The sequence below is a fragment of the Candidatus Regiella insecticola LSR1 genome (assembly GCF_000143625.1).
Taxonomy (GTDB): domain Bacteria; phylum Pseudomonadota; class Gammaproteobacteria; order Enterobacterales; family Enterobacteriaceae; genus Regiella; species Regiella insecticola.
In genome coordinates this window covers 84744-108478 of record NZ_GL379592.1, presented here as the reverse complement: position 1 = coordinate 108478, position 23735 = coordinate 84744, and the positions used below count along the sequence as shown (strand labels likewise).

The following is a 23735-nucleotide window of genomic DNA, read 5'->3' as shown; positions in this document are numbered from 1 at the left end:
ACAGCAAAATCAATCTCAGTACCGCGATCAGCAATAAGTGCACTGCCGTCTAAGGTGCCCCCAGTGTCAGTCTAGTTGTCGCCTCTAATTTTCGTTAATGGGAACTAATAAAGAGGCGATATAATCATGGAAAAACCGACGTATTCGGAAGAGTTTAAAGAGCAGGCGCTGTGTAAGGTTTATCATCGGAATGGGCGTACAATGAAAGCCATTGCGGATGAACTTAACGTGCCGCCGAGGAAGCTAAGAAGTTGTTTAGCAGAAAGTGAACTCGCCTCTTGGTGCAGGGGGCAGGGTATTTTTGTTCATCACCTGAAGCAATGGCGCGCGGATTTTTGTGACCCGAAGCGAACACAACGCAGTAAGAGGAAAAATGATTATTCCCGAACAGCGCCAGTCTATTATGATGTGGATTACTGAATCAACGCAGGCCGAACGCGCCGAACAGCGCCGCCGCCCCACAAACTCTCACCCTGTGAGCGGGCTAAGCTACTGGAAATAACCTCTTCGGCCAAATTTGCTCATTTACCCCCGAGTCAAATTGTGCCGATGTTGGCTGATGAAGGGCTCTATTTCGCCTCCGAATCCACTTTCAAGACGCCCGCGCATGGGTCGAACACGTGGTGCACTGGTATAATCAAGAGCATCGCCACAGTGCCATTGAATTTGTCACACCTGCACAAAGACATGCAGGCCTTGATAAAGCCCTATTAGCTCAGCGTAACACAGTGTATGAAAAGGCACGCGCTGCAAACCCTACACGCTGGGCAGGTCAAATCCGTCAGTGGCCGTATGTGAAAGAAGTCCATTTAAATCCACAAAAATCCAGAGAAAAAAAGGTGAAACCAGACGCCAAAAAAGCAGCCTAGGATTTTACATCCTGGGCGACAACTACATTGACAATTACCGGTCGGTCGCCCTGGCAGCCGAAGGCAACTTCAAAGGCCAAGGGTATATTTAAAGCGCTAACGCCTCGAGCAAATATTGTGGTAAAGCAAAACTATTAAGATGAATGGCGGGATTGTAATAACGACAGCTGAATTGAGCTTCTTTAAAGCGATCTTTTAAGACAGTGAGATCTAACTGACGTAAATCCGAATTGTTCGTCGCCCAAGCAAAGGTCATAATACCACCATAGTAGCTTGGAATAGCCGCCTGATAAAAACTGACATCCCTGAAATGTTTTTTAAGCTTTTTATTACTCTCTATGACTTCCTGTTGCTGCAAAAAACACACGCCATTCTGTGCAACTAGGATCCCACCCGGATTTAAACAGTTAGCGCAGCTTTGATAAAATTCGGATTTAAATAAATTTTCACCTGGACCAATGGGATCGGTGCAATCAGAAATAATAATGTCGAATTTTTCTTTAGTGTGTTCGACAAAATGCGCACCATCATCAATCACCAGTTTTAAACGTGGATCTTGATAAACCTTCCCTTCACGATTATGTTTTGGTAAAAATTCTTTGCAAAATTCCACTACACCGCGATCTATTTCTACCATAACGATTTGTTCTACAGTGGTATGACGGCAAACTTCACGTAACATAGCACCATCACCGCCGCCGATAATCAGCACTTTTTTTTTGGCGTTTCCATGGGCGAATAATGGAACATGAGCCATCATCTCATGGTAAATAAATTCGTCACGTTCAGTGGTTTGTACTACACCATCGAGTGCCATCACTCTACCAAATTCCGTATTTTGGAAAATCACCAGCTCCTGATGTTCTGTTTTTTGATTGAACAATACCTTTTCAACTGAAAAATATTGACCAAAATCACTATGCAGGGTTTCATGCCAGCGCTCTTTTTGTGACATACTCAACTCCTATCGGAGAGCCTATTCGAAATCTTCTTTGAGCTGTGCTCAATTGAGAAAAAAATAAGCGAAAAAGCGCAGTTTACATAAAGTAAATGAGCATTTTGAGCTTATTTTTGATGAAGTATCAGCGAGCACAAGAGATTTCGAATAGGCTCTGGGGTGGACATAAAAATAAGCGCCATATCATAGCGAACTATGGCACTGTGAACAAAGCTATTTTTGAGACAAGATGCGTGTTTTGTGGGGTGGCTAAAGTCGCATCAAGTAATTGACCTTGGCGTACCCTGTCGGTAACTTTCACAGTTTAAATAAAAGCAAAAGCATCACTATAAATATGGGATTTTTGTGCAGCGCGCTCACTACAGAATAGTTCGCGCGCGATTTTAGCCATTTCAAAACGCCCGGCGATGTAAATATCTTGTTTAGCTAAGGATTGATAGTCTTGTAACACAGCACTCAACACGGTACCCGTTTTACCATCCCAGTTATCAGCCGGTTGTTCGACGACAGGGACTATGCGCAATTGTGGGTATTTAACCATGAGCGCTTTTAGTTCATCTAAATCGTACAAATGCTTGGCTTCACGTCCACCCCAATAAAGTGACACTTCTCGATGGGGTTGTTCCGCCAATGCTGCCAGTAAAATAGAACGTGTATATGAGAAACCAGTACTTCCTGCGATTAATAATAGCGGACGCTGACTATTTTCACGAAACCAAGCTTCTCCATGCGGGATGTCAATATCCAATCTTCTGTTTTTTACGATAGCGTCCATCACCGTCATTGCGTATAAATTTAGTTCTGACGCCCCAATATGGAGTTCAATGTATTGCCTTTGTGTTGGTGTTGATGCTATTGAAAATGGGCGTTTATCACGTTCACTCATTACCACCATGAGATATTGACCGGCTCTAAAGGAAAATGGCACAGCGGGAACCAATTTCACTCGATATACAGTATCAGTAATGGTCTCCACAGAGGCGACTTTACAGCTCAATGTTGTCATGCGTTCCTTTTTTATTAGCGCTTGGATGACGGGCTTAATATCGCCAACTCATCCCAAATCTCATCGATACGAGTGCAAACTCTTTGATCCATTGTAATAGGGCGACCCCATTCACGAGAAGTTTCTCCTGGCCATTTATTCGTAGCATCAAGCCCCATTTTCGATCCAAGCCCAGAGACGGGTGAAGCGAAATCTAAATAATCGATGGGGGTATTTTCTATCAATAACGTGTCACGTGCAGGATCCATTCTGGTTGTAATCGCCCAAATAACATCATTCCAATCTCGCGCATTGATGTCCTGATCACAGACAATAACAAATTTGGTGTACATAAATTGCCGTAAAAATGACCATACTCCCATCATTACTCGCTTGGCATGGCCTGCATACTGCTTTTTAATCGTCACTATAGCAAGGCGGTAGGAGCAACCCTCTGCGGGTAGATAAAAATCAATAATTTCTGGAAATTGTTTTTGCAAAATGGGAACAAATACTTCATTTAATGCGACCCCCAGCACTGCGGGTTCATCGGGAGGGCGCCCAGTATAGGTTGAATGATAGATAGCATCTCGACGCTGAGTAATACAGGTCACGGTAAAAACAGGAAATTTTTCTACTTCATTATAATAGCCAGTGTGGTCACCATAGGGCCCTTCTGATGCCATCTCATCTTGCTCAATATATCCCTCCAATATAATTTCTGCACTGGCAGGTACTTTAAGATCACTGGTAAGACATTTAACGACTTCCGTTTTATTCCCACGTAGCAAACCGGCAAAAGCGTACTCAGACAACGTGTCTGGCACTGGCGTGACGGCCGCTAAAATAGTGGCGGGATCCGCGCCTAATGCCACCGCTACAGGAAAACGTTTTTTAGGATATTTGACACACCAGTCTTGATAATCTAATGCGCCGCCTCGATGAGATAACCAGCGCATAATGAGCTTGTTTTTTGCTAACCGCTGTTGACGGTAGATGCCTAAATTTTGTCGTTCTTTATATGGCCCGCGGGTAATGGTTAATCCCCAAGACACTAGCGGAGCTACATCCTCTGGCCAGCAATGCATTATTGGGATACGGCTAAGATCGACATCTTCTCCTCGCCAAATTTGTTCTTGGCAGGGGGCGGAACCTATACATTTTGTTGGCATATTCAGTACTTGCTTGAATTTTGGCCATTGCTGACACAAATCAAGAAAACCTTGAGGGGGATCAGGCTCTTTCAAAAAAGCCAGTAATCGGCCGACATCGCGTAGCGCAGCGACATCTTTTTGCCCCATTCCCATGGCAACTCGTTTGGCAGAGCCAAACAAATTGCAGAGTACCGGCATAGAATACCCTTTTGGATTTTCAAATAATAATGCGGGTCCACCGGCTCGTAAGGTGCGATCAGCAATTTCTGTCATTTCCAAATAGGGATCAATTGACTGGCTGATACGTTTAAGTTCCCCTTTTTGTTCAAGTAAGGAGATAAATTCACGTAGATCTTTGTATTTCATATTGATCACTTTAGCGTTTCCAAGGCGCTCCATTATAAGCTGTCTTGATATTGGTTACTGTTTTTTTGTTAGCACCTATTCCACATATTTTTCTCTCCTCGCCCTCCTTGACTGAAAATGACACCTAACACTTCAATTGTTAAAATAATGCGATTATTGATTAATGTTTTTGTAAAAATTAATTGACTATTTATTAACATAAATGTACAAACAGAGGACGATCCGCTTAAAAAATAATCTTATTAGATCGGTTTGTGGTGTTTATTGGCTAAAAACGGAGTAGAGAATAATAGCGAGGCAACATTCCGTTGTCAGTGCAGACAAAAAAATTTACCAGGAGAATATTATGCTTTCTATAATGCCACCCCCAATAACATCCCCAGATACTAGCCAAATTTTTACCGCAATTAATGATGGTTTTGGGGCATCAAGAGAAAAGAAAGTATTCGGAGCAGTGGGACTAGTACCAGCAGTATCATTAATAGGAATAGGACTAAGAGCTGTAAGTAATGGTGTTTCCCAGCATAACGTACTGGAGTTTTCTTATGGCATAAGCTCCATTTCGTTAGGTGTTGTTTGTGGCAGCTTTTTCTTAAAACATCTTTGTTGTGATGGAGAAATCGAATGTCTCCCTTATAATTACCGTGCGGTTGGGGTGGTTGGCAGTTTTATAGGGGCAGGGGCGGCTAGCGTAATGTTGACCTTTGCCCTAAGGGCGATTAGGGTCTAGCGGTGAGAAATTCTAGTAATTGAGATCTTAAATAACGAGAATGTAATAGCCGAGCTCTATTCAATTACCGTTTGCCTTTGAAGTTGCCACTAGGCGGCCAGGAGGGGGGGATACCGATGAGCGTAGATAGACTACGTGATTCGGCGAGCACCCGCAGCCAACAACGCGGCGGCTTCAAAGGCGAACGGTATAAACGGTTTATCCCTTGTTTCAAGCTATTATCAGTTAATAAAATAATTTATTAACATTATTGTAAAGATTTGTTGATAATTTATAAATACAAGTGTACAAAATAAAAACAATCCGCTAAAGAAACGATCTTATTGGATCAATTTATGGTGTTTATTGGCTAAAAGCGGAGGGAGAATAATAGCGAGGTAACATTCCGTTGTCAGCGCAGACGAAAAAATTTACCAGGAGAATATTATGTTGCAAAACTTTCCAAACTCTACATTACTGTCCTCAGCATCGGGTACAATATTTCCGGATGCTACTCTTTACAGAATACCACCAGAAATAGCGGTAGCAGGAGTGGCAGTAACATTAGGAGTAACGCTGCTATGTGTGCGTAATGTCGCGCGTAACCTCACCCCGCAGAATGTTGTTCCTTTAGCTAATACCTTTGCAAATAGCCTTGTGATAACTGGGTTTTCGCTTATGGGTCTGCAAGTGTACCTAGCTTCCGATGACTACGACTGGCGAAATTTACCTTATCATTTCCTTACTGGTGTGGCAGTTTCGGTGTTGATGGTTTTCTTCGGCCTGGATATTCGCGAGAAGCATAATCCAGCACCCTTTCGGCCTCCCTTTTGAATCACCGATAAAAAATACGGTTAAAAATAAATGATGTAGCGAAAAAATGGCGCTGATAATAGCGCTATTTGTTTTTGTAGCAAGTTTTTTGTGTGATATCCAATGAAAATAGCGCCAACGGGCTGTCTTGCGATTGATGATATCAAAGAGTAGAATGAGCTGGTTTATCTGTTAACCTCTAGCAGAACGGGTTAGGTCAAGTGAGCCGCTGTATTACTAAGCACAAGAGGTTTCTTTAGAGGCTAACTGAGCTTGGCTTTACTTCACCAGCTGCGGTTTTTTGGGGAATTTATGGGGTTGCTGAATTAGAGATTGGCGCCCATCTTATTTTAATTATTCGGAGTATTATAATGTCTCTAAGTGTTGAAGTGAAAGCTAAAATTATTGCTGATTTCGGTCGTAATGCTAATGATACCGGCTCTAGCGAAGTTCAAATCGCGTTACTGACTGCTCAAATTAACCATTTGCAGGGTCATTTCTCTGAACACAAAAAAGATCACCATAGCCGTCGTGGTTTACTACGCATGGTATCTTCACGTCGTAAGCTGTTAGACTATTTAAAACGCACAAAAATAGAGTCTTACTCTGATCTGATCAAACGTTTAGGTTTGCGTCGCTGATTGACTTAATTTTGTAAAAAAGGGGCCCCAAATTGGCCCCTTTCTTCTTAATTTAAAAAAATATACCCAATGAATTTCGAGTTACGGCAAGGCGGCAAGGGCGACCGACCGATGAGCGTAGACATACTACGTGATTCGGCGAGCACCCGCAGACAACAAAGCCGTAACTTGAAAGGCGAAGGGTATATATTAAGTTTAGCTATATAAATTAAGAGGCTCGATGATAGATATAAATCGCTGGTAAACCTTTATCATCTCACGAATCATTATCACACTTATTAAAGTAATAAAAAGGATACTATTTTGCTAAATCCGATCGTCCATAAGTTCCAATATGGTCAACATACTGTAACGATAGAAACAGGTATGATGGCACGCCAAGCAAACTCAGCTGTAATGGTATCTGTTGATGATACCGCCGTATTTGTTACTGTGGTGGGTCAAAAACAAGCCAAGCCCGGTCAAAATTTCTTTCCCTTAACCGTGAACTATCAGGAGCGCAGTTATGCCGCGGGACGTATTCCTGGAAATTTTTTCCGCCGTGAAGGTCGACCAAGCGAAGGGGAAACATTAATTTCACGTCTCATCGATAGGCCAATACGTCCGCTATTTCCGGCAGGTTTTTTAAATGAAGTCCAGATTATTGCAACAGTTGTTTCTATAAATAAAGAAGTTAATCCAGATATCGTTGCCATGATTGGGGCTTCCGCCGCTCTTAGCCTTTCTGATATTCCCTTTAATGGCCCTATTGGCGCGGCCCGTGTTGGTTTCATTAACGATCAATATATACTTAATCCAACAACGACAGAATTGGTAGAAAGTCGTCTTGATTTAGTCGTTGCCGGCACTAATGCCGCGGTATTGATGGTGGAATCAGAAGCCAAGATGCTAAGCGAAGAACAAATGCTAGGAGCGGTCTCATTCGGCCATGAACAGCAGCAGATCGTGATTAACAATATCAATGAATTGGTCGAAAAGGCAGGCAAAGCTAAATGGGATTGGTGCCCCGAAGAAGTAAATCAAAAACTCTATACCACCGTCAGCGAACTGGCTGAAGCCCCTCTAGGCGATGCATACTGTATTGCTGAAAAACAAGAACGCTACGCTAAAATTAACGTTATAAAAGCGGATATCACACAAACGTTATTAGATAAAAATGAAATTTTAAATGCCGCGGAAGTACAAGATATATTGAGTTATACTGAAAAAAAATTGGTGCGCCGTAGAGTATTAGAGTGTAAACCTCGCATTGACGACCGCGGAAAAGACACAATACGTAGCTTAGATATGCGCACCGGTGTATTACCTCGTACTCATGGCTCTGCATTATTTACTCGTGGTGAAACGCAAGCGTTGGTGACCGCTACTTTAGGTACTGCCCGTGATGCACAGTCTCTTGATGAATTGATCGGTGAGCGTACCGATAGATTCTTACTGCATTATAATTTTCCTCCTTATTCTGTCGGTGAAACTGGAATGGTCGGTTCACCAAAACGTCGTGAGATTGGTCATGGACGATTAGCAAAACGGGCGCTGTTAGCCGTTATGCCATCCCTTGATGATTGTCCTTATACTGTGCGCATAGTTTCAGAGATTACTGAGTCTAATGGTTCTTCTTCTATGGCGTCTGTCTGTGGGGCTTCTTTAGCCTTGATGGATGCTGGAGTTCCCATAAAAGAGCACGTGGCGGGTATTGCCATGGGACTAGTAAAAGAAGGGGACAATTTTGTTGTGTTGTCTGATATTTTGGGTGATGAAGACCACCTTGGTGATATGGACTTTAAAGTAGCAGGAAGCCGTACAGGTATTACCGCGCTGCAAATGGACATTAAAATTGAAGGTATCACCGAAAAAATTATGGAAAAAGCACTTCATCAAGCAAAATCGGCTCTCTCGCATATTTTGGATATAATGGAAGAGGCAATTAAAAAGCCGCGTAGTGATATTTCTCAATATGCGCCACGTATTCATACCATTAAGATTAATCCTGATAAAATTAAAGATGTAATAGGTAAAGGCGGCGCCGTAATCCGTGCATTAACTGAAGAAACCCGTACCACTATTGAAATTGAGGATGATGGTACTATCAAGATTGCAGCGGAAGACAATGAAAAAATAATCTATGCTATCCGGCGTATTCAAGAGATCACCGTTGATCCAGAGCCTGGAAAAATCTATTTAGGTAAAGTAACACGCATTACTGATTTTGGCGCATTCGTTTCCTGTGTGGGTGGCAGAGAAGGTCTAGTTCACATTTCTCAAATTGCTGAAAAGCGCATAGAAAACATACCGGATCATTTACATATTGGGCAAGAAGTCCAGGTGAAAATTATAGAAATTGATCGTCAAGGCCGAATTCGTCTCAGTATGAAAGATGCCGTTGATTTACCATTGAGCTAAATGAAGACGAAAAAATCGGCACAACAGGTGCTTTGACAAAGTATTCGCGCACACAAGAGATTTCGAATAGGCTCTAAAGAATAAAATGATTTAGTCGAGGCAAAAGGACGGAAAAATATTGGTGCTATGTTTATCTTTTAGAGTTAAAAAATGAAACTTTTTTTACGCTCATGTTACATTTTGCTGATATTCATTCTGGCAGGATGTGTCAATAATGATTGGCGTAAAGAGCAAATTTTAGCCATCCCTGTGCAAGCGACATTACAGCAGGAAGTCATCTTGGCGCGCATAGAACAAATTTTCTTGACCCGAATTTTGACCGATGATGAACGTTCGCGCCTTTTATATGAACGAGGAGTACTGTATGATAGCCTAGGATTACGAGCATTGGCGCAAAATGATTTTTCACAAGCGCTGACTATTCGCCCTGATATGCCAGAGATTTTTAACTATCTAGGCGTTTATCTAACGCAGGCAGGCGATTTTAATGCAGCCTACGAAGCCTTTGATTCTGTATTAGAGCTCGATCCAAATTACAATTATGCGCATTTAAATCGAGGCATCTCGCTGTATTATGGCGGTCGTTTCCTGTTGGCACAGGATGATCTGAAGAAATTTTATCAAGACGATCCCAATGATCCTTTCCGTTTGTTATGGCTATATTTGGTGGAAAGAGAAATAAATGCCAAGGCTGCAAAAATAGCGTTGAAACAGCGTTATGAAAAATCGAATAGAGAGCAATGGGGATGGAATATTATCGAGTTCTATCTGGGTAAAATCAGCATAAAAACGCTGATGAAGCATCTGGTAGTAGACACGGTAGATAACACTTCTCTCGCTGAACGTCTCAGTGAAGCCAACTTCTATTTAGGTAAACATTACCTAAGTCTGGGGGATAAGGAAACTGCTTCTGCGCTGTTTAAACTGACAGTAGCTAACAATATCCACAATTTTGTTGAGCATCGCTTCGCATTGTTGGAATTAGCGCTTTTAGGCCACGAACAAGGCAGGGCGGGATCCAACTCATTAATTAATCAATTTTAGATTATAAAACACACAATTTGTGTATATTAATTAAACATATGAGAAAATTTCGCCTGCGAAATGCTTAAATATTGATCTTATTGATGACAAAAAATACAAAGTGGAATCCCGCCCTGACGAACAAGGCGAGTTAGCGGAATCAGACCAATAGTAATCTCTTTTCGAAATCTTAAATGAATATACCCACAGTCCTTCAAGTTGCCTTCGGCTGCCAGAGCGTGAGACCGATGAGCGTAGATAGACTACGTGATTTGGGCGAACCCCCACAGCCAACAACACGGCAGCTTCAAAGGCGAAGGGTATACAGCACATTGTTAAGGTGTGCCAGTCTAAGCATGGCGCATCTTGACAGATGCTGACTTTATTGTTTTTTATCATCTAATTTGAGCCGGTTCACATTTTTCAATGAAAATCATAGAAAATTTTCTCGACGAGTTATGTAGACTGGCTGCCATTGTTAATGAGGCACATTTACATGACTACTGAGCTTGAAACTTCTTTTACTAATTTAGGGCTATCTGACCCTATTCTTAGTGCATTAACCAATTTAGGATACAAAAAACCCTCTCCAATCCAGCTGGAATGTATCCCACACTTATTAAACGGCTGTGACGTCCTTGGTATGGCACAAACAGGGAGCGGTAAAACCGCCGCTTTCGGGTTGCCTTTATTGCATAATATTAAGGCAGAAATTAAATCTCCACAGATACTGGTTCTAGCACCAACACGTGAATTAGCTGTTCAGGTTGCTGAAGCATTAACCGAGTTTTCTAAATATATAAAAGGCGTTAATGTCGTGGCGCTCTACGGTGGGCAACGTTACGACCTTCAACTACGTGCTCTGCGCCAAGGACCACAGGTTGTCGTTGGTACTCCAGGTCGTCTGCTAGATCATCTGAAGCGCGGTACTCTTAACCCATCTAAATTAAGCGGGTTGGTATTAGACGAAGCGGATGAGATGCTACGCATGGGTTTTATCGAAGATGTAGAAAATATTATGAAGCAGATACCCGCGGTACATCAAACAGCGCTATTTTCTGCCACCATGCCAGAAGCCATTCGTCGTATTACCCGTCGCTTTATGAAAGAACCGCAAGAAATTCGTATTCAATCTAGTGTGACCACTCGCCCAGATATTAGCCAAAGTTATTGGATGGTAGACGGGATGCGTAAAAATGAAGCTTTGGTGCGTTTCTTGGAATCTGAAGATTTTGATGCGGCTATTATTTTTGTGCGCACCAAGAATGCAACATTAGAAGTCGCTGAAGCGTTAGAGCTCAATGGCTACAACAGCGCGGCATTGAACGGTGATATGAATCAAGCCTTACGTGAAAGTACGCTAGAACGCTTAAAAGATGGGCGTTTAAATATATTGATTGCCACTGATGTCGCGGCGCGAGGCTTGGATGTGGATCGTATTAGCTTAGTCGTGAACTATGATATTCCTATGGATTCAGAATCTTATGTTCACCGCATTGGCCGTACCGGTCGAGCGGGTCGAGCGGGTCGGGCTTTACTGTTTGTTGAGCACCGTGAACGCCGCCTGCTAAAAAATATTGAACGGACGATGAAATTAACGATTCCTGAAGTTAAACTCCCTAACTCAGAATTACTTAGTCAACGTCGCTTAACGAAATTTTCTACCAAAGTTAGCAAACAATTAGAAAGCCATGATTTGGATGTATATCGTGCGCTACTGACCAAATTGCAACCGGAAGAGGGCTTTGATATGGAAACCCTCGCTGCGGTGTTATTGAAAATGGCGCAGGGTGAACGGCCGCTTATTATGCCGCCTGATCCAGTGCCGCGCCCTACGAAGATTCACCACAATAGTGAAAGACGTCGTATAAATGGTGAACGCCCCGTCAGGCGTGAGCGCCGTGACGTCGGTGATATGGAATTATACCGTATTGAAGTAGGTCGGGATGATGGTGTTGAGGTTCGTCATATCGTGGGCGCTATTGCTAACGAAGGGGATATTAGCAGCCGTTGTATAGGTAATATTAAATTATTTTCTTCTTACTCAACTATCGAGCTACCAAAATCAATGCCAAGAGAGATCCTATCGCATTTCACTCGTACTCGCATTTTGAATAAACCAATGAATATGCAGCTATTAGGTGACGCTCAGCCATTTGAATCACGTGGACGAGGTTATGCTAGTGAATGGCGAAGTGGAGGGCGTTTAGGTGCTGAAAACACAGCTTCTCGCCGTTCTTTCGGTGGCGATAAGCGTGGTGAAGGAAACAATAGCAATCACCGCCGTGCGAGTAAGATTAGCCGCGATACTTTACGTTTTACCCCTCGGGGTGATGATGCAGCGGTTTCTACTGCGGCCAGGCCTCGTTTTGGAGAAGCATAATTATTTAAATTAGCTTAAATAATAAAAACTGGCTTTTGAGCCAGTTTTTATTGATTGTTAATATTCCATATAGATTTTTAGAGCTTATTCGAAATCTTTTTTGACAAAAGACTGCTTGTAAAACCGTAGCAGTAGGTTATGCAGGCAGTCTAAAATATTAACGAGTACAAGAGATTTCGAATAAACTTTCAGAAAAGGAGAAACGGGGCAGGGATATGGCAGTAGATATACCCTTCGCCCTTGAAGTTGCCTTCGGCTGCCAGGGCGACCGATGAGCGTAGATATACCTTGAGGGCGAGGGATCGCAGCCAACAACGCGCCAGCTTCAAGGGCGGAGGTATAGACGGCAGCAAAAAGTGTAGTGAATTAAGTACGATGAAAATAGAATCGAAAGAAAAATATCAGCTGAGTGATGAAGAGTTACAACTTTTTGAGGCGTCGGTTAGTGGCACCAAAAAATTGAAACAAGATAAGATAATGCATCACTATCATCAAAAAAATCATCAAAGAGTAACGTCTGTTAAGTTTTTGCAAAAAATAGAACAAAAACAGAGAGAGATTAGCTGTTATTTTTCTGATGACTTTCATCCACAACTGAATAGTGAAGGTCCCATTCGCTATATTCGTCAAGATGTAGAGACTATTGAAATAAGAAAACTTCGCCGCGGGGATTACCCTGACATATTTCTTGATTTACATGGCTTCACCCAAAGGCAAGCCAAACATCAACTCGTTGAAATGTTTGCTGTTTGTAAATCAGAACATATTTATTGTGCCAGTATTATGCATGGCCATGGCAGAAATATTTTAAAAAAGCAGATACCATTGTGGCTAGCGCAGCATCCTGACGTATTGGCTTTCCATCGGTAATTGTCGATGACGTTAAGCTTGATTTGGGGGAAGGCCAACATATCTTATTGAAACATCAACAGGTCTCTGGGCTAGCTGCAAACCACTTCAAGTTTCAGGATACCTTTGTTGCTCCCATAGCTTATACCCGTACCCTTATTTCATCTGAAAGCCCAGCGGATAGCGTGGGAACCCTGGTACTGAATGGCGGCGGCGGGGGCGTTAGCTATACGACCAGTGCGGACGGTCAGCTGATAGCATCCTTGGTAGGAACTGTCTACAACCACGACAGTGCAAGATCGAATGTATTCATTGTGTCAAAACAAACAGGGGTATCTCACTATCGGAATGTGCTAAGGGGATTCAAGCAGGGTATCGACAAAATTGATCTGAGCCAGACAGGTATCACAAAATTTAGTCAGCTGACGATTAATAAGAAAAATTGGGCTGTCATTAATGGTTTATCGCAAATACATGGTGTGGAGATCAAGACAACAGCACTTGATCCTGCAGGTCAAAACGTGACCCTTCTTTATCTAGATGCATTAAACGTCTCACAGCTCAGTGCAAACGATTTTATCTTCTCTGATGTTACCTTCTCCTCGCCTAAATCAGACTCAGAGGCAGTAGCAGCCCCTAACCTTGTGACAAACCCGGTTCCTGAGCGTCCAGCCCAGACAACCAGTATTCCACCAACAACAGTGTTGGAGCGAGAAATGACTCGTCGACCATTCCCTCAATTTAATATCCGACCAATGCCGCCGCTCCCTCAGGTTGAACTTCCATCATGGTCAGATATCCTACAACAGCTCCGTGAAACTGAACTCCCACCGATACGGGAAATCCCAGCAATAACTCCTCAGCCGTTCCTTCAGGTTGAACTTCCACCATTGTCAAATACCCTACAACAGCTCCGTGAAACTGAACTCCTACCGATACAGGAAATCCCAGCAATAACTCCTCAGCCATTCCCTCAGTTTGCGCTTTCAACCATAACAATGCCGAGTATCCCTTCTGTGAGAGCGGAAAAGACGGCATATCGGATGGTTTCTAAAAATCAACCTTGGAATAGTGGGGCGCTGTCATCCTTATTTACTTTAAGAAAACGAGAGCAGCCAATGACCTACACTGTTGTTTTGGCGGATGGTTCTCGGTTACCTACGTGGCTTGCTTTGGACACTGAAAAGAACGTTTTGACCGGTATACTGGGCACGGGAACAGCTGACAAGGCAAGTTTAAAAGTCACCGCAACTGATGAAAAAGGCTTTTCGGTAAGCACGATTTTGGAGCTGCAAGCCTACGCCAATGTTTTGGATGTTGACGCATTTCAAACTGTCGCTGTATCTGATGACCAGGCCGCAATTAATGCCAGCAATGACTTCTCTAAAGTTACAGCAACGGGGGGAAATCACGTTCTTTTTATGAACGGATCGATGTCTTCTGCTAATTTGCTGGGGAATGGCAAGAATAAGGTAATAGTGGCCGGGTCGAGTAATAAGATCACACTTGGAGAAGGCAATAATGACATTAGACTCACAGGGTCTAGCTCTGTATTGGTTGCAGGGAATGGTAACAATGCTGTCAACGCTACAGGGAGTTTTATCGATATCACCTTAGGAAACGGCAATAATACCATCCATGGTGAAGTGGAAAAGTTGATAGTGGGGAATGGTGATAACACCATTACTAATTCAGCCACTCTTGCCAAACTGAAATTAGGAGAGGGTAAAAACACGGTAGTACTGAGTGGTGATATGGCGACCATAAATGTAGGTCGTGGTCACTATAACCTACGCTATAGTGGGGACATGGGAAAACTTGTATTCAACAAAAGTATTCCTTTCGATCGTCTCTGGTTCAAACATCACCAGCTAGATTTGCATGTTTCGGTCGGTGGCTCAAAAGGAAAAGTGACCCTCAAAAACTGGTATGCCAGCACTCCTGAAAGACCCAGTGCCATTATTGCCGGTGATGGCAAGCGTTTATCGAAAAATGATGTTGAACCCTTAGTTCAGGCAATGTCTACGTTTGCGTCATCTGATGCAGTAACACGCAACTTTACCCCGGCTGAGAAACAGCTCCTTCAGCCTATCCTGGCAGCAAACTGGAGATAAACAGGTTGAGGGGGCAAGTCAGATACCTGTGTAATTGACCATTTTCATTTTTAAAAAGGGCGTTTAGCCCTTGTCAGGCTTAGGTTTTATGGTTTTTTATTCAAATCTAATTTGAACATAGTATCGATCCGAAACCGGTCGGTTTCGGATGGAGTAAGGTTATATACTTTAGGGGTCGTTTGACGAAAGGGGTAGTGATAGGTCATGGTCGGCGGCCTTTGGAGTGGAGACGGGTCAATGCTCGCTTGGCGATCCCCTATAAATTGATATTATTTTTTAGAGAGGTTTTTGAGGTGTTACTAACATTCACATGTCTCTATCGTGCTGAAACGATAGAGCATTCGAAATAAATATTCAGAAGGGCTTTAGCCAAAGAGTTCGCTGTGTGAACCAATCCTAGCCAGCCGCAGTGTATCCGCACCTTGCTTTCGATAAATCAACAACAAATCTGGCTTGATATGGCATTCCCGATAACCCGCCCAATCCCCGCTCAAATCATGATCCCTTGAACGGGGTTCTAACGGCTTATCATTCGCTAATGCCATAAGGATAGGCATCAAATCATGATCAAGTATTGCTCTATACCTCCCTCTAGCTTCTCGCTTATAATCTCGTTTGAACGCCGCTGAACGCTCAACCCTACGCATGTAAATCCGCCATTAAAGCATTAATATCAGCAAATCGTTTTCCCTTGCCTGCTTCCAGTTCTGCTATTGCTTTTTTCGTAGCCGAATTAGGAACTTTGATATCAAATGGTAAACGTTGTTCGTCTGCGACACGGAGCATCAATAACCGGATAGCATCCGAAATAGAAAGCCCCATCGCTGCTAACGCTTCAGTCGCGCGTTCTTTGGTCTCTGCGTCAATCCGAGCTCGAACATACGTATTAGCCATGCTCATAAAATCATCCTCTCAAAGTAAAAATGGTATACTACCGTAGTACTTTTGTGACTACAAATCAATAGCTATTTACATACCGTACATGGGTGTCCGCAAGGATTCATTAATTTTTGGCAATAAGCTTAAAAGTTATATCTAAATGGATTGATATATGTATTTTTTCGTTTGCTTAGGTGAAGTCTGATTAAAGTGTGGTCAACCCTATGCAGCTAATCCAGTACTTTCACCGGTCTTTTCTCCAATATGCCCATCGATTTTTAGATCCGAATAATTCTCTTAGCTCACCATGAAACTGTGTTTGGAGTAGATCAAGAGTATCTTGAGATGCATTAAAATAGTATCAGTGATTTTATCGTCAATTGGGGATAATTTGGATGATTGCCTCACACTTTTTTATGCTCTCTGAAGTTAGCCACACTGGACTAGTTCAACCATCGTCGACTGTGGACTGAGGCAGACGTGCTCTCACTCGCCTACTAGCTTATTGACGCGCATTAATGCTACATCATTCACTGATGAAGAAGAGATGCAGCAGTGTGTTGCTCCATCTGAGCTAATGCGTATTTTTGAGCACTGCTAATAGTGCTGCGGCTACATCCAATCGTTTTTTGCACCACATTCCACGAAATACCATTAGCCAGCATTCTATTGATAGCCTCGTAGCGGTCTTTGTTTATCTGGCGACCTCTGTACTTACCATCGGCTTTAGCCTTGAGGATCCCTTGTGATTGCCTTTCACGACGTTGCAGATGATCACGTCGTGCAATCGCCGCCAACATGTCCAGAAGCATGTCATTGATCGCACCAAACATGCGGGAGTCAAATTCGTTTTGTATTGGTGAGAGAGCAAAATTTAGCATTGGCGAGAAAACGTAAAAAAGAGGTTGAAGAATGAATACACAATCCTTCGATAATGTAATGAAAGAGATAGAGGAAATCTCCCCGGGCTTTATTCGAGATGTAGAAAGAAGGGCTACAGAAATTCAGGAAATTAATCAGCTAATCACGGTTTGAGTGCGTCTGCATAGTAGTGAATGTAATCAATGACAAAGCCGGTCCGGGTTAAGATGCGGCGGATGACAGGAAGAAAATCGACCAGAAAAGCCGTGACATGAGTGATGATGCTCGGTACGCCGACACACACAACAGCTTCTGCCCAGCATGCGGCCGGTGTTTGAAGCAGACTGCTGTGTATCGAACCATGATAGGTACCTACCGCCAGCGTAAGCCATCTCTCCAGTTCACGCAGCGTCAGAGTTGCCATACTCTCCGAATTGTATGTACACGCTGTTCAGGGTTTGAAAAGGTTGTTCCTGGTAATTCATCGTGGACCATTTTCATCGCTGTGCCTATGATCCTTTCCACGATACCGCCGTAGTGTGGTTGGCCTGCATATTATCATCAAGAAGATCACTCAATAAAATGAAGGAGATCACTTATTCAGCGTCTCTGTAGAACGAGATTTAAGTTAGCCTGAGTGATCTCCTTGAGTCAATTTATTCATTGATTTTCTCATTGATTCGCCCTTTAGTTCTAGTTTGATAGCATTGTGCAGCAATCGGTCTAAAATGGCATCGGCATGAGTGGATTCGCCGATCATCTGGTACCAATTAGCAACAGGGAGCTGGCTGGTGCGGCACGGGTGGTCGCATGGCGCGTCAGCTGGCTGCCCAATTTACCCAGACCATATTGGGCAACGTCCGTCGCACCATTATAACCAAAGGACGCAGCAGCCCAGTCCCTGCTCAGCACTAGCAGACGTGGAAAGAAAACCGCGGTCACTCACCAACTGACCCGGTTTCAATTGCGCAACCAATCCCGCCAGATCCTGGACATGCTCTGAATGGTAGACCGTGCCCTGGTAATGCGGCAGTGTATCCAGGCCGTTCATCGCCTGCACCGTATAATCCCGCACCAGCTCAGGCAGTGTTCCACCCTCACGTAGACAGTGGGTTAAAAACCCGATAATCGCTGATGGCACCAATCTGTTCCGGTGTCAGTGATGCCGCCGCTCTCTGTGTCCCCCCAGTGTCAGTCTAGTTGTCGCCTCTAATTTTCGTTAATGGGAACTAATAAAGAGGCGATATAATCATGGAAAAACCGACGTATTCGGAAGAGTTTAAAGAGCAGGCGCTGTGTAAGGTTTATCATCGGAATGGGCGTACAATGAAAGCCATTGCGGATGAACTTAACGTGCCACCGAGGAAGCTAAGAAGTTGGTTAGAATCAGCGAGAGCAAAGAAAATGACGACATCCTCTCAGCGCGAGAAACGTCCGGAAGAGTGGTCGATTGAAGCGCGGTTATTGGCTTTACAACAAAGCCATGGTTTAGCAGAAAGTGAACTCGCCTCTTGGTGCAGGGGGCAGGGTATTTTTGTTCATCACCTGAAGCAATGGCGCGCGGATTTTTGTGACCCGAAGCGAACACAACGCAGTCCTGCCGGCGCTGAAATACGTGAATTAACGCTAGAAAATAAAAGATTAGCTGGTATGTCTACTCTCATCGGGTCTCACGCCCTGGCAGCCGAAGGCAACTTCAAAGACAAAGGGTATAATGATTATGGTCGATCAGTATTAGATGCCGGTTGTGGTACCGGCTATTTTAGTCGCTATTGGCGTAATTTAGGTAAAGAGGTGATCGCCTTGGATCTGTCTGAAGCTATGTTACATCAAGCAAAAAAACAGCAGTCAGCTGACACTTATCTGCTTGGAGACATTGAGCATATTCCGTTACTCAACAAAAAAATAGATATTTGTTTTAGTAATTTGGTGATGCAATGGTGCCATAGTTTAGCGACGGCGCTAGCAGAGTTATATCGGGTGACACAGCCTGGCGGTATCATTATTTTTTCCACGCTGGCGGAAGGATCTTTGGATGAACTCGGATGCGCTTGGCAACAAGTCGACGGCCATCGGCATATTAATGATTTCCCTTCTGTGGCACAAATCCAAGCGGTCTGTGCAAATTATTATCATCATTTAAGCTGCCGTTTACATCAATTTTTTTCCCTGATGTGTTTATGCTTATGCGTTCCCTGCAAGGCATTGGTGCCACACATTTGCATCATAGACGAAAAAAAGGGCTGACCGGTCGTCAAAAACTGAACGCCCTACAAGCGGCTTACCCTGTCAACAGGCGAGGTTACCCACTCAGTTATCAACTTGTTTACGGAGTGATTTATCGTGACTATACCCACAGTCCTTCAAGTTGCCGCTAGGCGGCCAGGGCGACCGACCGATGAGCGTAGACATAACTACGTGATTCGGGCGAACACCCGCAGCCAACCCCGCCGTAATTTGAAAGGCGAAGGGTATAAGCGTTGGTTTATCACCGGCACAGATACCAATGTCGGTAAAACAATCGTCAGTTGTGCGTTATTACAGGCGGCTAAGTTAGCGGGATATCAAAGCGTTGGGTATAAACCAGTAGCATCGGGTAGCCTGATGACCTCTGCCGGTATATGTAACCCTGATGGACTTGCGTTGCAAGCTAATAGCTGTAATAAGGCGTTAGATTATCAACAAATCAATCCATTTGCCTTTATCGAAGCCACATCAACCCCATATTGCTAGCACCGCAACGAACCAAAAGATCGCATTATCCGCATTATCACAGGGATTACAGCAATTAGAAAAAAAAGCAAATTGGTTGGTGATCGAAGGCACGGGGGGATGGTTTACCCCTTTATCGGACAATACCACTTTTGCTGATTGGGTGGAGCAAGAAAAATTGCCAGTAATATTAGTGGTAGGTATTAAACTGGGTTGCATTAATCATGCGTTACTCACGGCGATGGCCATTCAGCATGCGAAGCTACCTTTGGCAGGGTGGGTAGCGAATAATATACTGCCGGTTGAAAGCCAATGGCACAAAGAATATATGGCAACTTTGCAGCGCCAGCTGTTACCTTCACCCTTACTTGGCAGCATTCCTTATCTTGAACAGGTTGAGCAGCAGGAATTAGGCAGTTATATGAATATTGCACTTCTCTAAAAATACCTTGGTTAAATAAAAGAGGTTACTTATACTCGAAAAAAATAATGGAGATCCAAATATGTCCAGTTTGGTGTTTGATACACACAATTTTGTTAAAAAACTGACCAAGGCAGGGATGCCAGAAGCACAAGCAGAGATCCTGGCGTCAGAACAGGCTAATTTGATAGAGAATCGGCTGGCGACAAAACAAGATATCGCTTTGCTAGAAAAAAATATGGAAATAAAAATAGAAAGTGTGAAGTCAGACTTAGTCAAATGGGTAGCTGGGTTATTGATTGCGCAAGCGGCGCTGGTAGCAGCCTTGCTTAAATTATTCGCTGGAGTTTAAGTCTGTCATCGCTGATGATTGAAGCGCCTTGGTTAAATAAAAGAGAATCTACTATGTCCAGTTTGGTGTTTGACACGCACAATTTTGTTAAAAAAATGACTATGGCAGGGATGCCAGAAGCGCAAGCAGAGGTACTGGCATCAGAACAGGCTAATTTGATAGAGAATCGGCTGGCGACAAAACAAGATATCGCCTTGCTAAAACAAGATATTGCCTCGCTAGAAAAAAATATCGAAATGAAGATAGACATGAAAATAGAAAGTGCTAAATCAGATTTAATAAAATGGGTAGCCGGGTTATTGATTGCGCAAGCGGCGCTAGTAGCAGCCTTGCTGAAATTATTCGCTGTAGCTTGAGTCTGTCATCGCTGACGACAGTGAGCATTTCATCACGATGAAGCGAGCACGGAGACGCTAGCTAAATTTCATTGTTGGGAGAGACAGTGCCTACCGAAGTATCGATAAATCAAGAACAATTCACCACAGAGATATTGCGCGATGTCTTCGGATATCAGCAATTTAGACCTGGACAAAAAGAAATTATTGCTGCCATTTTATCAGGGCAAGATTGTTTAGTGATCATGCCAACCGGTGGCGGTAAATCTTTGTGTTATCAGATCCCCGCGTTAGTGATGAAAGGATTGACGCTAGTGGTTTCTCCACTGATTTCATTGATGAAAGACCAGGTTGATCAATTACTGGCCTATGGTGTCACGGCGGCTTGTTTAAACTCGTCTCAAACTTGGCAACAACAATCAGAAGTGATAGCAAACTGTCGCAGCGGTAAAATTAAATTGCTATACATTGCCCCTGAGCGTCTAGTAGCGGAAAATTTTCTTCAGCAATTGTCTTTTTTTTCTCCCGCATTGTTAGCCGTAGATGAAGCCCACTGTATTTCACAATGGGGTCATGACTTTCGGCCAGAATATCGAGCATTAAACCAATTAAAACTGCGTTTTCCTCATTTACCGGTGATTGCGTTAACCGCCACTGCTGATGAAGTAACGCGCGCTGATATTATCCGTTTGCTGAATTTGCACCACCCTTTGATTCAAATCAATAGTTTTGACCGTCCCAACATCCGTTATACGTTAATCGAAAAATTTAAGCCTGTAGAGCAGTTGTGTCGTTTAGTGGGGAAACAAGGAGCAAAAAGCGGCATTATTTATTGTAATAGCAGGGCGAAAGTAGAAAGCACAGTCGCTCGCTTACAGAATCGAGGATTAAGTGTCGCCGCTTATCATGCTGGCCTGGATAGCCTGGTACGTGCACAGGTGCAAGAAGCATTTCAACGTGATGATTTACAAATTGTGGTCTCGACAGTTGCCTTTGGAATGGGGATCAACAAACCGAACATCCGTTTCGTGATCCATTTTGACATTCCGCGAACCATCGAATCTTATTATCAAGAAACTGGTCGAGCAGGGCGTGATGGGCTGCCAGCTGAAGCCATGTTATTGTATGATCCGTCAGACATGGTATGGTTGCGGCATTGCCTAGAAGAAAAACCGGTTAGCGAACAACAAAATATTGAACGTCATAAATTAAATGCGATGGGCGCATTTGCAGAAGCACAAACTTGCCGTCGGTTAATATTACTCAATTATTTCGGTGAATATCGATCCCAATCTTGTGGCAACTGTGATATCTGCCTTGATCCGCCTGAACGGTATGATGGATTGATCGACGCACAAAAGGTGTTGTCTTGTGTATATAGAGTCGGTCAAAGGTTCGGCGTAGGCTATATTGTTGCAATGCTACGGGGCTCAAGTCATCAACGTATTCATGCCCTGGGTCACGATAAACTCTCAGTTTACGGTATTGGCCGCGAAAAAACGGCCGAGCATTGGACGAGTATCTTACGTCAACTCATTCATTTGGGTAAGCTCCGCCAAAATATTGAAATGTTTTCTGCACTACAGTTGACAGAAGCCGCACGGCCAATATTACGCGCTGAAGTCTCTTTATCGTTGGCGGTGCCACGGATCCTTGATTTTAAAAAGAGAAAAAATAGCAAAGATCAGCCCTATTCCAGCGGTGCTCAAGGCCACAAAAATGCGACGCATAAAAAATATTCTCATAAAAAAAGTGATCACGAATTATTCACTAAATTGCGTAAACTGCGTAAATCGATGGCAGATGAAGCCAATGTCCCTCCCTATGTCGTGTTTAACGATGCCACTTTATTGGCAATGTCAGAGCAAATTCCGATTACAGTTGATGAATTATTTAATATCAACGGAGTAGGAAAAATAAAATTGGAGCGTTTTGGCACTTCATTTCTTAAGGTGATACGAGAGCATGTCGATGGATTGTGAAGATAACTTTTATACCCTTCGCCTTTAAAGCCGCCGCGTTGTTGGCTTCGCATCATTCACTACGGTTTCAACAGAGGTCTAATATATCATTATGTATCATATTGTCGCTTCAGATTTAGATGGCACCTTATTATCGGCTGATCATAAATTGTCTCCTTATGCTAAAGAAACACTTAAATTATTGACTCAACGAGGAATACACTTTGTTTTTGCCACTGGGCGCCATCATATTGATGTTACACAAATCCGCGCCAACGTAGCCATCGACGCTTTTATGATCACCTCTAACGGCGCCCGCGTACATAATACTGCCGGAGAATTATTATTCAGTGACAACATTGACCATGATATTGTTACCGCTCTCTACTCGATAGAAGCGAATAATCCGGAAATCCTGACAAATATTTATCGTAATGACGACTGGTATATTAATCGTGAAAGTCCAGAACAAGCTGCCTTCTTCCACGAATCCATTTTTAATTATCAGATTGCGACACTCGAACTGTTGCCTACTGATGGGGTCTGTAAAATTTACTTTCTTTCTCATGATCATGAAAAATTATTGCCGTTAGAAAAAGAGATTAAGGCTCGCTGGGGGGATCGTGTTAATGTTTGCTTCTCATTACCGAATTGTTTGGAAGTGATGGGCGCTGGGGTATCAAAAGGGAATGCATTAGCACGGGTAGCAGAAAAGCTTGGGCATTCACTTGAAAATTGCATCGCTTTTGGCGATGGTATGAATGATCTGGAGATGCTTTCCATGGTAGGCAAAGGTTGCATTATGGAAAATGCTCACGGCCGCCTGAAAGAGTCGTTACCGGGGCTTAAAATGATCGGATCTAATACCAATGATGCGGTTCCTAATTATTTACGTAAAATATTTTCAATTTAAGTGAGCATCCAGCTCAAGTGTCGGCGCTAATATAACC

26 protein-coding genes and 4 pseudogenes are annotated in these 23735 nt (G+C 43.3%); 21 read left to right on the top strand and 9 right to left on the bottom strand.

Annotation, left to right across the window (positions count from 1 at the left end):
• Positions 1-126: 126 nt before the first annotated feature.
• Both REG_RS06245 and REG_RS10785 read left to right on the top strand, forming a co-directional pair.
• Positions 127-420, top strand: a complete 294-nt coding sequence (locus REG_RS06245) for a hypothetical protein (RefSeq protein ID WP_006704759.1) — start codon at positions 127-129, stop codon at positions 418-420.
• 203 nt (positions 421-623) lie between these two features.
• Positions 624-869, top strand: a complete 246-nt coding sequence (locus REG_RS10785; RefSeq protein WP_176603386.1) for a hypothetical protein — start codon at positions 624-626, stop codon at positions 867-869.
• 88 nt (positions 870-957) lie between these two features.
• On the opposite strand, the gene speE is transcribed toward REG_RS10785, so the two are convergent.
• From speE to ubiD, 3 genes are all read right to left on the bottom strand, one after another.
• Complete coding sequence (speE, locus tag REG_RS06235; RefSeq protein ID WP_039907595.1) at positions 958-1824, bottom strand: polyamine aminopropyltransferase; 867 nt, start codon at positions 1822-1824, stop codon at positions 958-960.
• A 307-nt stretch (positions 1825-2131) separates the two neighbouring features.
• On the bottom strand, positions 2132-2833 hold the full coding sequence (gene fre, locus REG_RS06230) for an NAD(P)H-flavin reductase (RefSeq protein ID WP_006704876.1): 702 nt from the start codon (positions 2831-2833) through the stop codon (positions 2132-2134).
• Between the two features lie 14 nt (positions 2834-2847).
• Positions 2848-4332: a 4-hydroxy-3-polyprenylbenzoate decarboxylase gene (gene ubiD / locus REG_RS06225; protein WP_176603458.1), complete on the bottom strand. Its 1485-nt coding sequence runs from the start codon at positions 4330-4332 to the stop codon at positions 2848-2850.
• A gap of 346 nt (positions 4333-4678) precedes the next feature.
• Here ubiD and REG_RS06220 point away from each other — a divergent pair, with 346 nt between their 5' ends.
• From REG_RS06220 to REG_RS10780, 12 genes are all read left to right on the top strand, one after another.
• On the top strand, positions 4679-5062 hold the full coding sequence (locus REG_RS06220) for a hypothetical protein (protein WP_039907593.1): 384 nt from the start codon (positions 4679-4681) through the stop codon (positions 5060-5062).
• Between the two features lie 116 nt (positions 5063-5178).
• Positions 5179-5307: a hypothetical protein gene (locus REG_RS14255; RefSeq protein ID WP_260200223.1), complete on the top strand. Its 129-nt coding sequence runs from the start codon at positions 5179-5181 to the stop codon at positions 5305-5307.
• A 181-nt stretch (positions 5308-5488) separates the two neighbouring features.
• Entirely contained in the window at positions 5489-5875 is a 387-nt protein-coding gene (locus tag REG_RS06215; RefSeq protein ID WP_039907591.1) for a hypothetical protein, read from the top strand.
• A gap of 350 nt (positions 5876-6225) precedes the next feature.
• Complete coding sequence (gene rpsO / locus REG_RS06210) at positions 6226-6495, top strand: 30S ribosomal protein S15 (RefSeq protein ID WP_006704872.1); 270 nt, start codon at positions 6226-6228, stop codon at positions 6493-6495.
• Between the two features lie 69 nt (positions 6496-6564).
• Positions 6565-6702: a hypothetical protein gene (locus REG_RS13325; RefSeq protein WP_006704871.1), complete on the top strand. Its 138-nt coding sequence runs from the start codon at positions 6565-6567 to the stop codon at positions 6700-6702.
• A gap of 96 nt (positions 6703-6798) precedes the next feature.
• Complete coding sequence (pnp, locus tag REG_RS06205; protein ID WP_006704870.1) at positions 6799-8895, top strand: polyribonucleotide nucleotidyltransferase; 2097 nt, start codon at positions 6799-6801, stop codon at positions 8893-8895.
• A gap of 150 nt (positions 8896-9045) precedes the next feature.
• A complete protein-coding gene (gene nlpI, locus REG_RS06200) occupies positions 9046-9939 on the top strand; it encodes a lipoprotein NlpI (RefSeq protein ID WP_006704869.1) in 894 nt (297 codons plus the stop codon).
• A 173-nt stretch (positions 9940-10112) separates the two neighbouring features.
• Complete coding sequence (locus REG_RS13320; RefSeq protein ID WP_176603452.1) at positions 10113-10298, top strand: hypothetical protein; 186 nt, start codon at positions 10113-10115, stop codon at positions 10296-10298.
• 46 nt (positions 10299-10344) lie between these two features.
• On the top strand, positions 10345-10425 hold the full coding sequence (yrbN, locus tag REG_RS14655; protein ID WP_141553643.1) for a protein YrbN: 81 nt from the start codon (positions 10345-10347) through the stop codon (positions 10423-10425).
• The gene (locus REG_RS06195; RefSeq protein WP_039907589.1) at positions 10415-12301 is read left to right on the top strand and encodes a DEAD/DEAH family ATP-dependent RNA helicase; all 1887 of its coding nucleotides are present in this window, start codon (positions 10415-10417) and stop codon (positions 12299-12301) included. The genes yrbN and REG_RS06195 overlap by 11 nt, the downstream gene beginning before the upstream one ends.
• Before the next feature lie 375 nt (positions 12302-12676).
• Positions 12677-13171 carry an endonuclease SmrB gene (gene smrB / locus REG_RS06190; RefSeq protein ID WP_039907758.1) on the top strand — a complete coding sequence of 165 codons (495 nt, stop codon included), beginning with the start codon at positions 12677-12679 and terminating at the stop codon, positions 13169-13171.
• A gap of 23 nt (positions 13172-13194) precedes the next feature.
• Positions 13195-15264, top strand: coding sequence for a putative Ig domain-containing protein (locus tag REG_RS10780; protein ID WP_006704866.1), 2070 nt, complete (start codon positions 13195-13197; stop codon positions 15262-15264).
• Positions 15265-15629: 365 nt separating this feature from the next.
• Here the strand turns inward: REG_RS10780 and REG_RS06180 are convergent, their stop codons facing one another.
• The 6 genes and pseudogenes from REG_RS06180 to REG_RS06160 form a co-directional block, all read right to left on the bottom strand.
• On the bottom strand, positions 15630-15911 hold the full coding sequence (locus REG_RS06180) for a type II toxin-antitoxin system YafQ family toxin (protein WP_039907587.1): 282 nt from the start codon (positions 15909-15911) through the stop codon (positions 15630-15632).
• Positions 15904-16164, bottom strand: a complete 261-nt coding sequence (locus tag REG_RS06175; protein ID WP_006704864.1) for a type II toxin-antitoxin system RelB/DinJ family antitoxin — start codon at positions 16162-16164, stop codon at positions 15904-15906. The genes REG_RS06180 and REG_RS06175 overlap by 8 nt, the downstream gene beginning before the upstream one ends.
• 509 nt (positions 16165-16673) lie before the next feature.
• Positions 16674-16994: pseudogene (locus REG_RS06170) on the bottom strand (recombinase family protein); the annotation flags it as partial.
• A gap of 173 nt (positions 16995-17167) precedes the next feature.
• Complete coding sequence (locus tag REG_RS06165; RefSeq protein WP_039907585.1) at positions 17168-17428, bottom strand: hypothetical protein; 261 nt, start codon at positions 17426-17428, stop codon at positions 17168-17170.
• Between the two features lie 204 nt (positions 17429-17632).
• Positions 17633-17839, bottom strand: coding sequence for an ATP-binding protein (locus REG_RS11305; protein ID WP_071985190.1), 207 nt, complete (start codon positions 17837-17839; stop codon positions 17633-17635).
• 36 nt (positions 17840-17875) lie between these two features.
• Positions 17876-18145, bottom strand: a complete 270-nt coding sequence (locus tag REG_RS06160) for a hypothetical protein (protein ID WP_039907583.1) — start codon at positions 18143-18145, stop codon at positions 17876-17878.
• Between the two features lie 110 nt (positions 18146-18255).
• Between REG_RS06160 and REG_RS13765 the strand changes: the two are divergent.
• From REG_RS13765 to yigL, 7 genes and pseudogenes are all read left to right on the top strand, one after another.
• Positions 18256-18429 (top strand): annotated as a pseudogene (locus REG_RS13765) (transposase); the annotation flags it as partial.
• A 225-nt stretch (positions 18430-18654) separates the two neighbouring features.
• Positions 18655-19382: pseudogene (bioC, locus tag REG_RS06155) on the top strand (malonyl-ACP O-methyltransferase BioC).
• A 79-nt stretch (positions 19383-19461) separates the two neighbouring features.
• A pseudogene (bioD, locus tag REG_RS06150) lies at positions 19462-20158 on the top strand (dethiobiotin synthase).
• 61 nt (positions 20159-20219) lie between these two features.
• Positions 20220-20489, top strand: coding sequence for a CCDC90 family protein (locus REG_RS06145; RefSeq protein ID WP_006704862.1), 270 nt, complete (start codon positions 20220-20222; stop codon positions 20487-20489).
• Between the two features lie 53 nt (positions 20490-20542).
• Entirely contained in the window at positions 20543-20845 is a 303-nt protein-coding gene (locus REG_RS06140) for a hypothetical protein (RefSeq protein WP_039907753.1), read from the top strand.
• 86 nt (positions 20846-20931) lie between these two features.
• The gene (gene recQ / locus REG_RS06135) at positions 20932-22806 is read left to right on the top strand and encodes an ATP-dependent DNA helicase RecQ (RefSeq protein WP_039907581.1); all 1875 of its coding nucleotides are present in this window, start codon (positions 20932-20934) and stop codon (positions 22804-22806) included.
• Between the two features lie 91 nt (positions 22807-22897).
• Positions 22898-23698: a sugar/pyridoxal phosphate phosphatase YigL gene (gene yigL / locus REG_RS06130; RefSeq protein ID WP_006704859.1), complete on the top strand. Its 801-nt coding sequence runs from the start codon at positions 22898-22900 to the stop codon at positions 23696-23698.
• Positions 23699-23735: the final 37 nt, after the last annotated feature.

What these genes read in the sequence shown, in the direction of transcription:
- REG_RS06140 (WP_039907753.1), top strand. Translation starts at nt 20,543, where the DNA reads ATGTCCAGTTTGGTGTTTGACACGCACAATTTTGTTAAAAAAATGACT.
- ubiD (WP_176603458.1), bottom strand. Translation starts at nt 4,332, where the DNA reads ATGAAATACAAAGATCTACGTGAATTTATCTCCTTACTTGAACAAAAA.
- yigL (WP_006704859.1), top strand. Translation starts at nt 22,898, where the DNA reads ATGTATCATATTGTCGCTTCAGATTTAGATGGCACCTTATTATCGGCT.
- REG_RS06220 (WP_039907593.1), top strand. Translation starts at nt 4,679, where the DNA reads ATGCTTTCTATAATGCCACCCCCAATAACATCCCCAGATACTAGCCAA.
- REG_RS13325 (WP_006704871.1), top strand. Translation starts at nt 6,565, where the DNA reads ATGAATTTCGAGTTACGGCAAGGCGGCAAGGGCGACCGACCGATGAGC.
- REG_RS06175 (WP_006704864.1), bottom strand. Translation starts at nt 16,164, where the DNA reads ATGAGCATGGCTAATACGTATGTTCGAGCTCGGATTGACGCAGAGACC.
- REG_RS06195 (WP_039907589.1), top strand. Translation starts at nt 10,415, where the DNA reads ATGACTACTGAGCTTGAAACTTCTTTTACTAATTTAGGGCTATCTGAC.
- REG_RS13320 (WP_176603452.1), top strand. Translation starts at nt 10,113, where the DNA reads ATGAATATACCCACAGTCCTTCAAGTTGCCTTCGGCTGCCAGAGCGTG.
- smrB (WP_039907758.1), top strand. Translation starts at nt 12,677, where the DNA reads ATGAAAATAGAATCGAAAGAAAAATATCAGCTGAGTGATGAAGAGTTA.
- REG_RS06145 (WP_006704862.1), top strand. Translation starts at nt 20,220, where the DNA reads ATGTCCAGTTTGGTGTTTGATACACACAATTTTGTTAAAAAACTGACC.
- REG_RS06180 (WP_039907587.1), bottom strand. Translation starts at nt 15,911, where the DNA reads ATGCGTAGGGTTGAGCGTTCAGCGGCGTTCAAACGAGATTATAAGCGA.
- rpsO (WP_006704872.1), top strand. Translation starts at nt 6,226, where the DNA reads ATGTCTCTAAGTGTTGAAGTGAAAGCTAAAATTATTGCTGATTTCGGT.
- speE (WP_039907595.1), bottom strand. Translation starts at nt 1,824, where the DNA reads ATGTCACAAAAAGAGCGCTGGCATGAAACCCTGCATAGTGATTTTGGT.
- REG_RS06245 (WP_006704759.1), top strand. Translation starts at nt 127, where the DNA reads ATGGAAAAACCGACGTATTCGGAAGAGTTTAAAGAGCAGGCGCTGTGT.
- REG_RS06215 (WP_039907591.1), top strand. Translation starts at nt 5,489, where the DNA reads ATGTTGCAAAACTTTCCAAACTCTACATTACTGTCCTCAGCATCGGGT.
- yrbN (WP_141553643.1), top strand. Translation starts at nt 10,345, where the DNA reads ATGAAAATCATAGAAAATTTTCTCGACGAGTTATGTAGACTGGCTGCC.
- REG_RS06165 (WP_039907585.1), bottom strand. Translation starts at nt 17,428, where the DNA reads ATGGCAACTCTGACGCTGCGTGAACTGGAGAGATGGCTTACGCTGGCG.
- fre (WP_006704876.1), bottom strand. Translation starts at nt 2,833, where the DNA reads ATGACAACATTGAGCTGTAAAGTCGCCTCTGTGGAGACCATTACTGAT.
- REG_RS14255 (WP_260200223.1), top strand. Translation starts at nt 5,179, where the DNA reads ATGAGCGTAGATAGACTACGTGATTCGGCGAGCACCCGCAGCCAACAA.
- nlpI (WP_006704869.1), top strand. Translation starts at nt 9,046, where the DNA reads ATGAAACTTTTTTTACGCTCATGTTACATTTTGCTGATATTCATTCTG.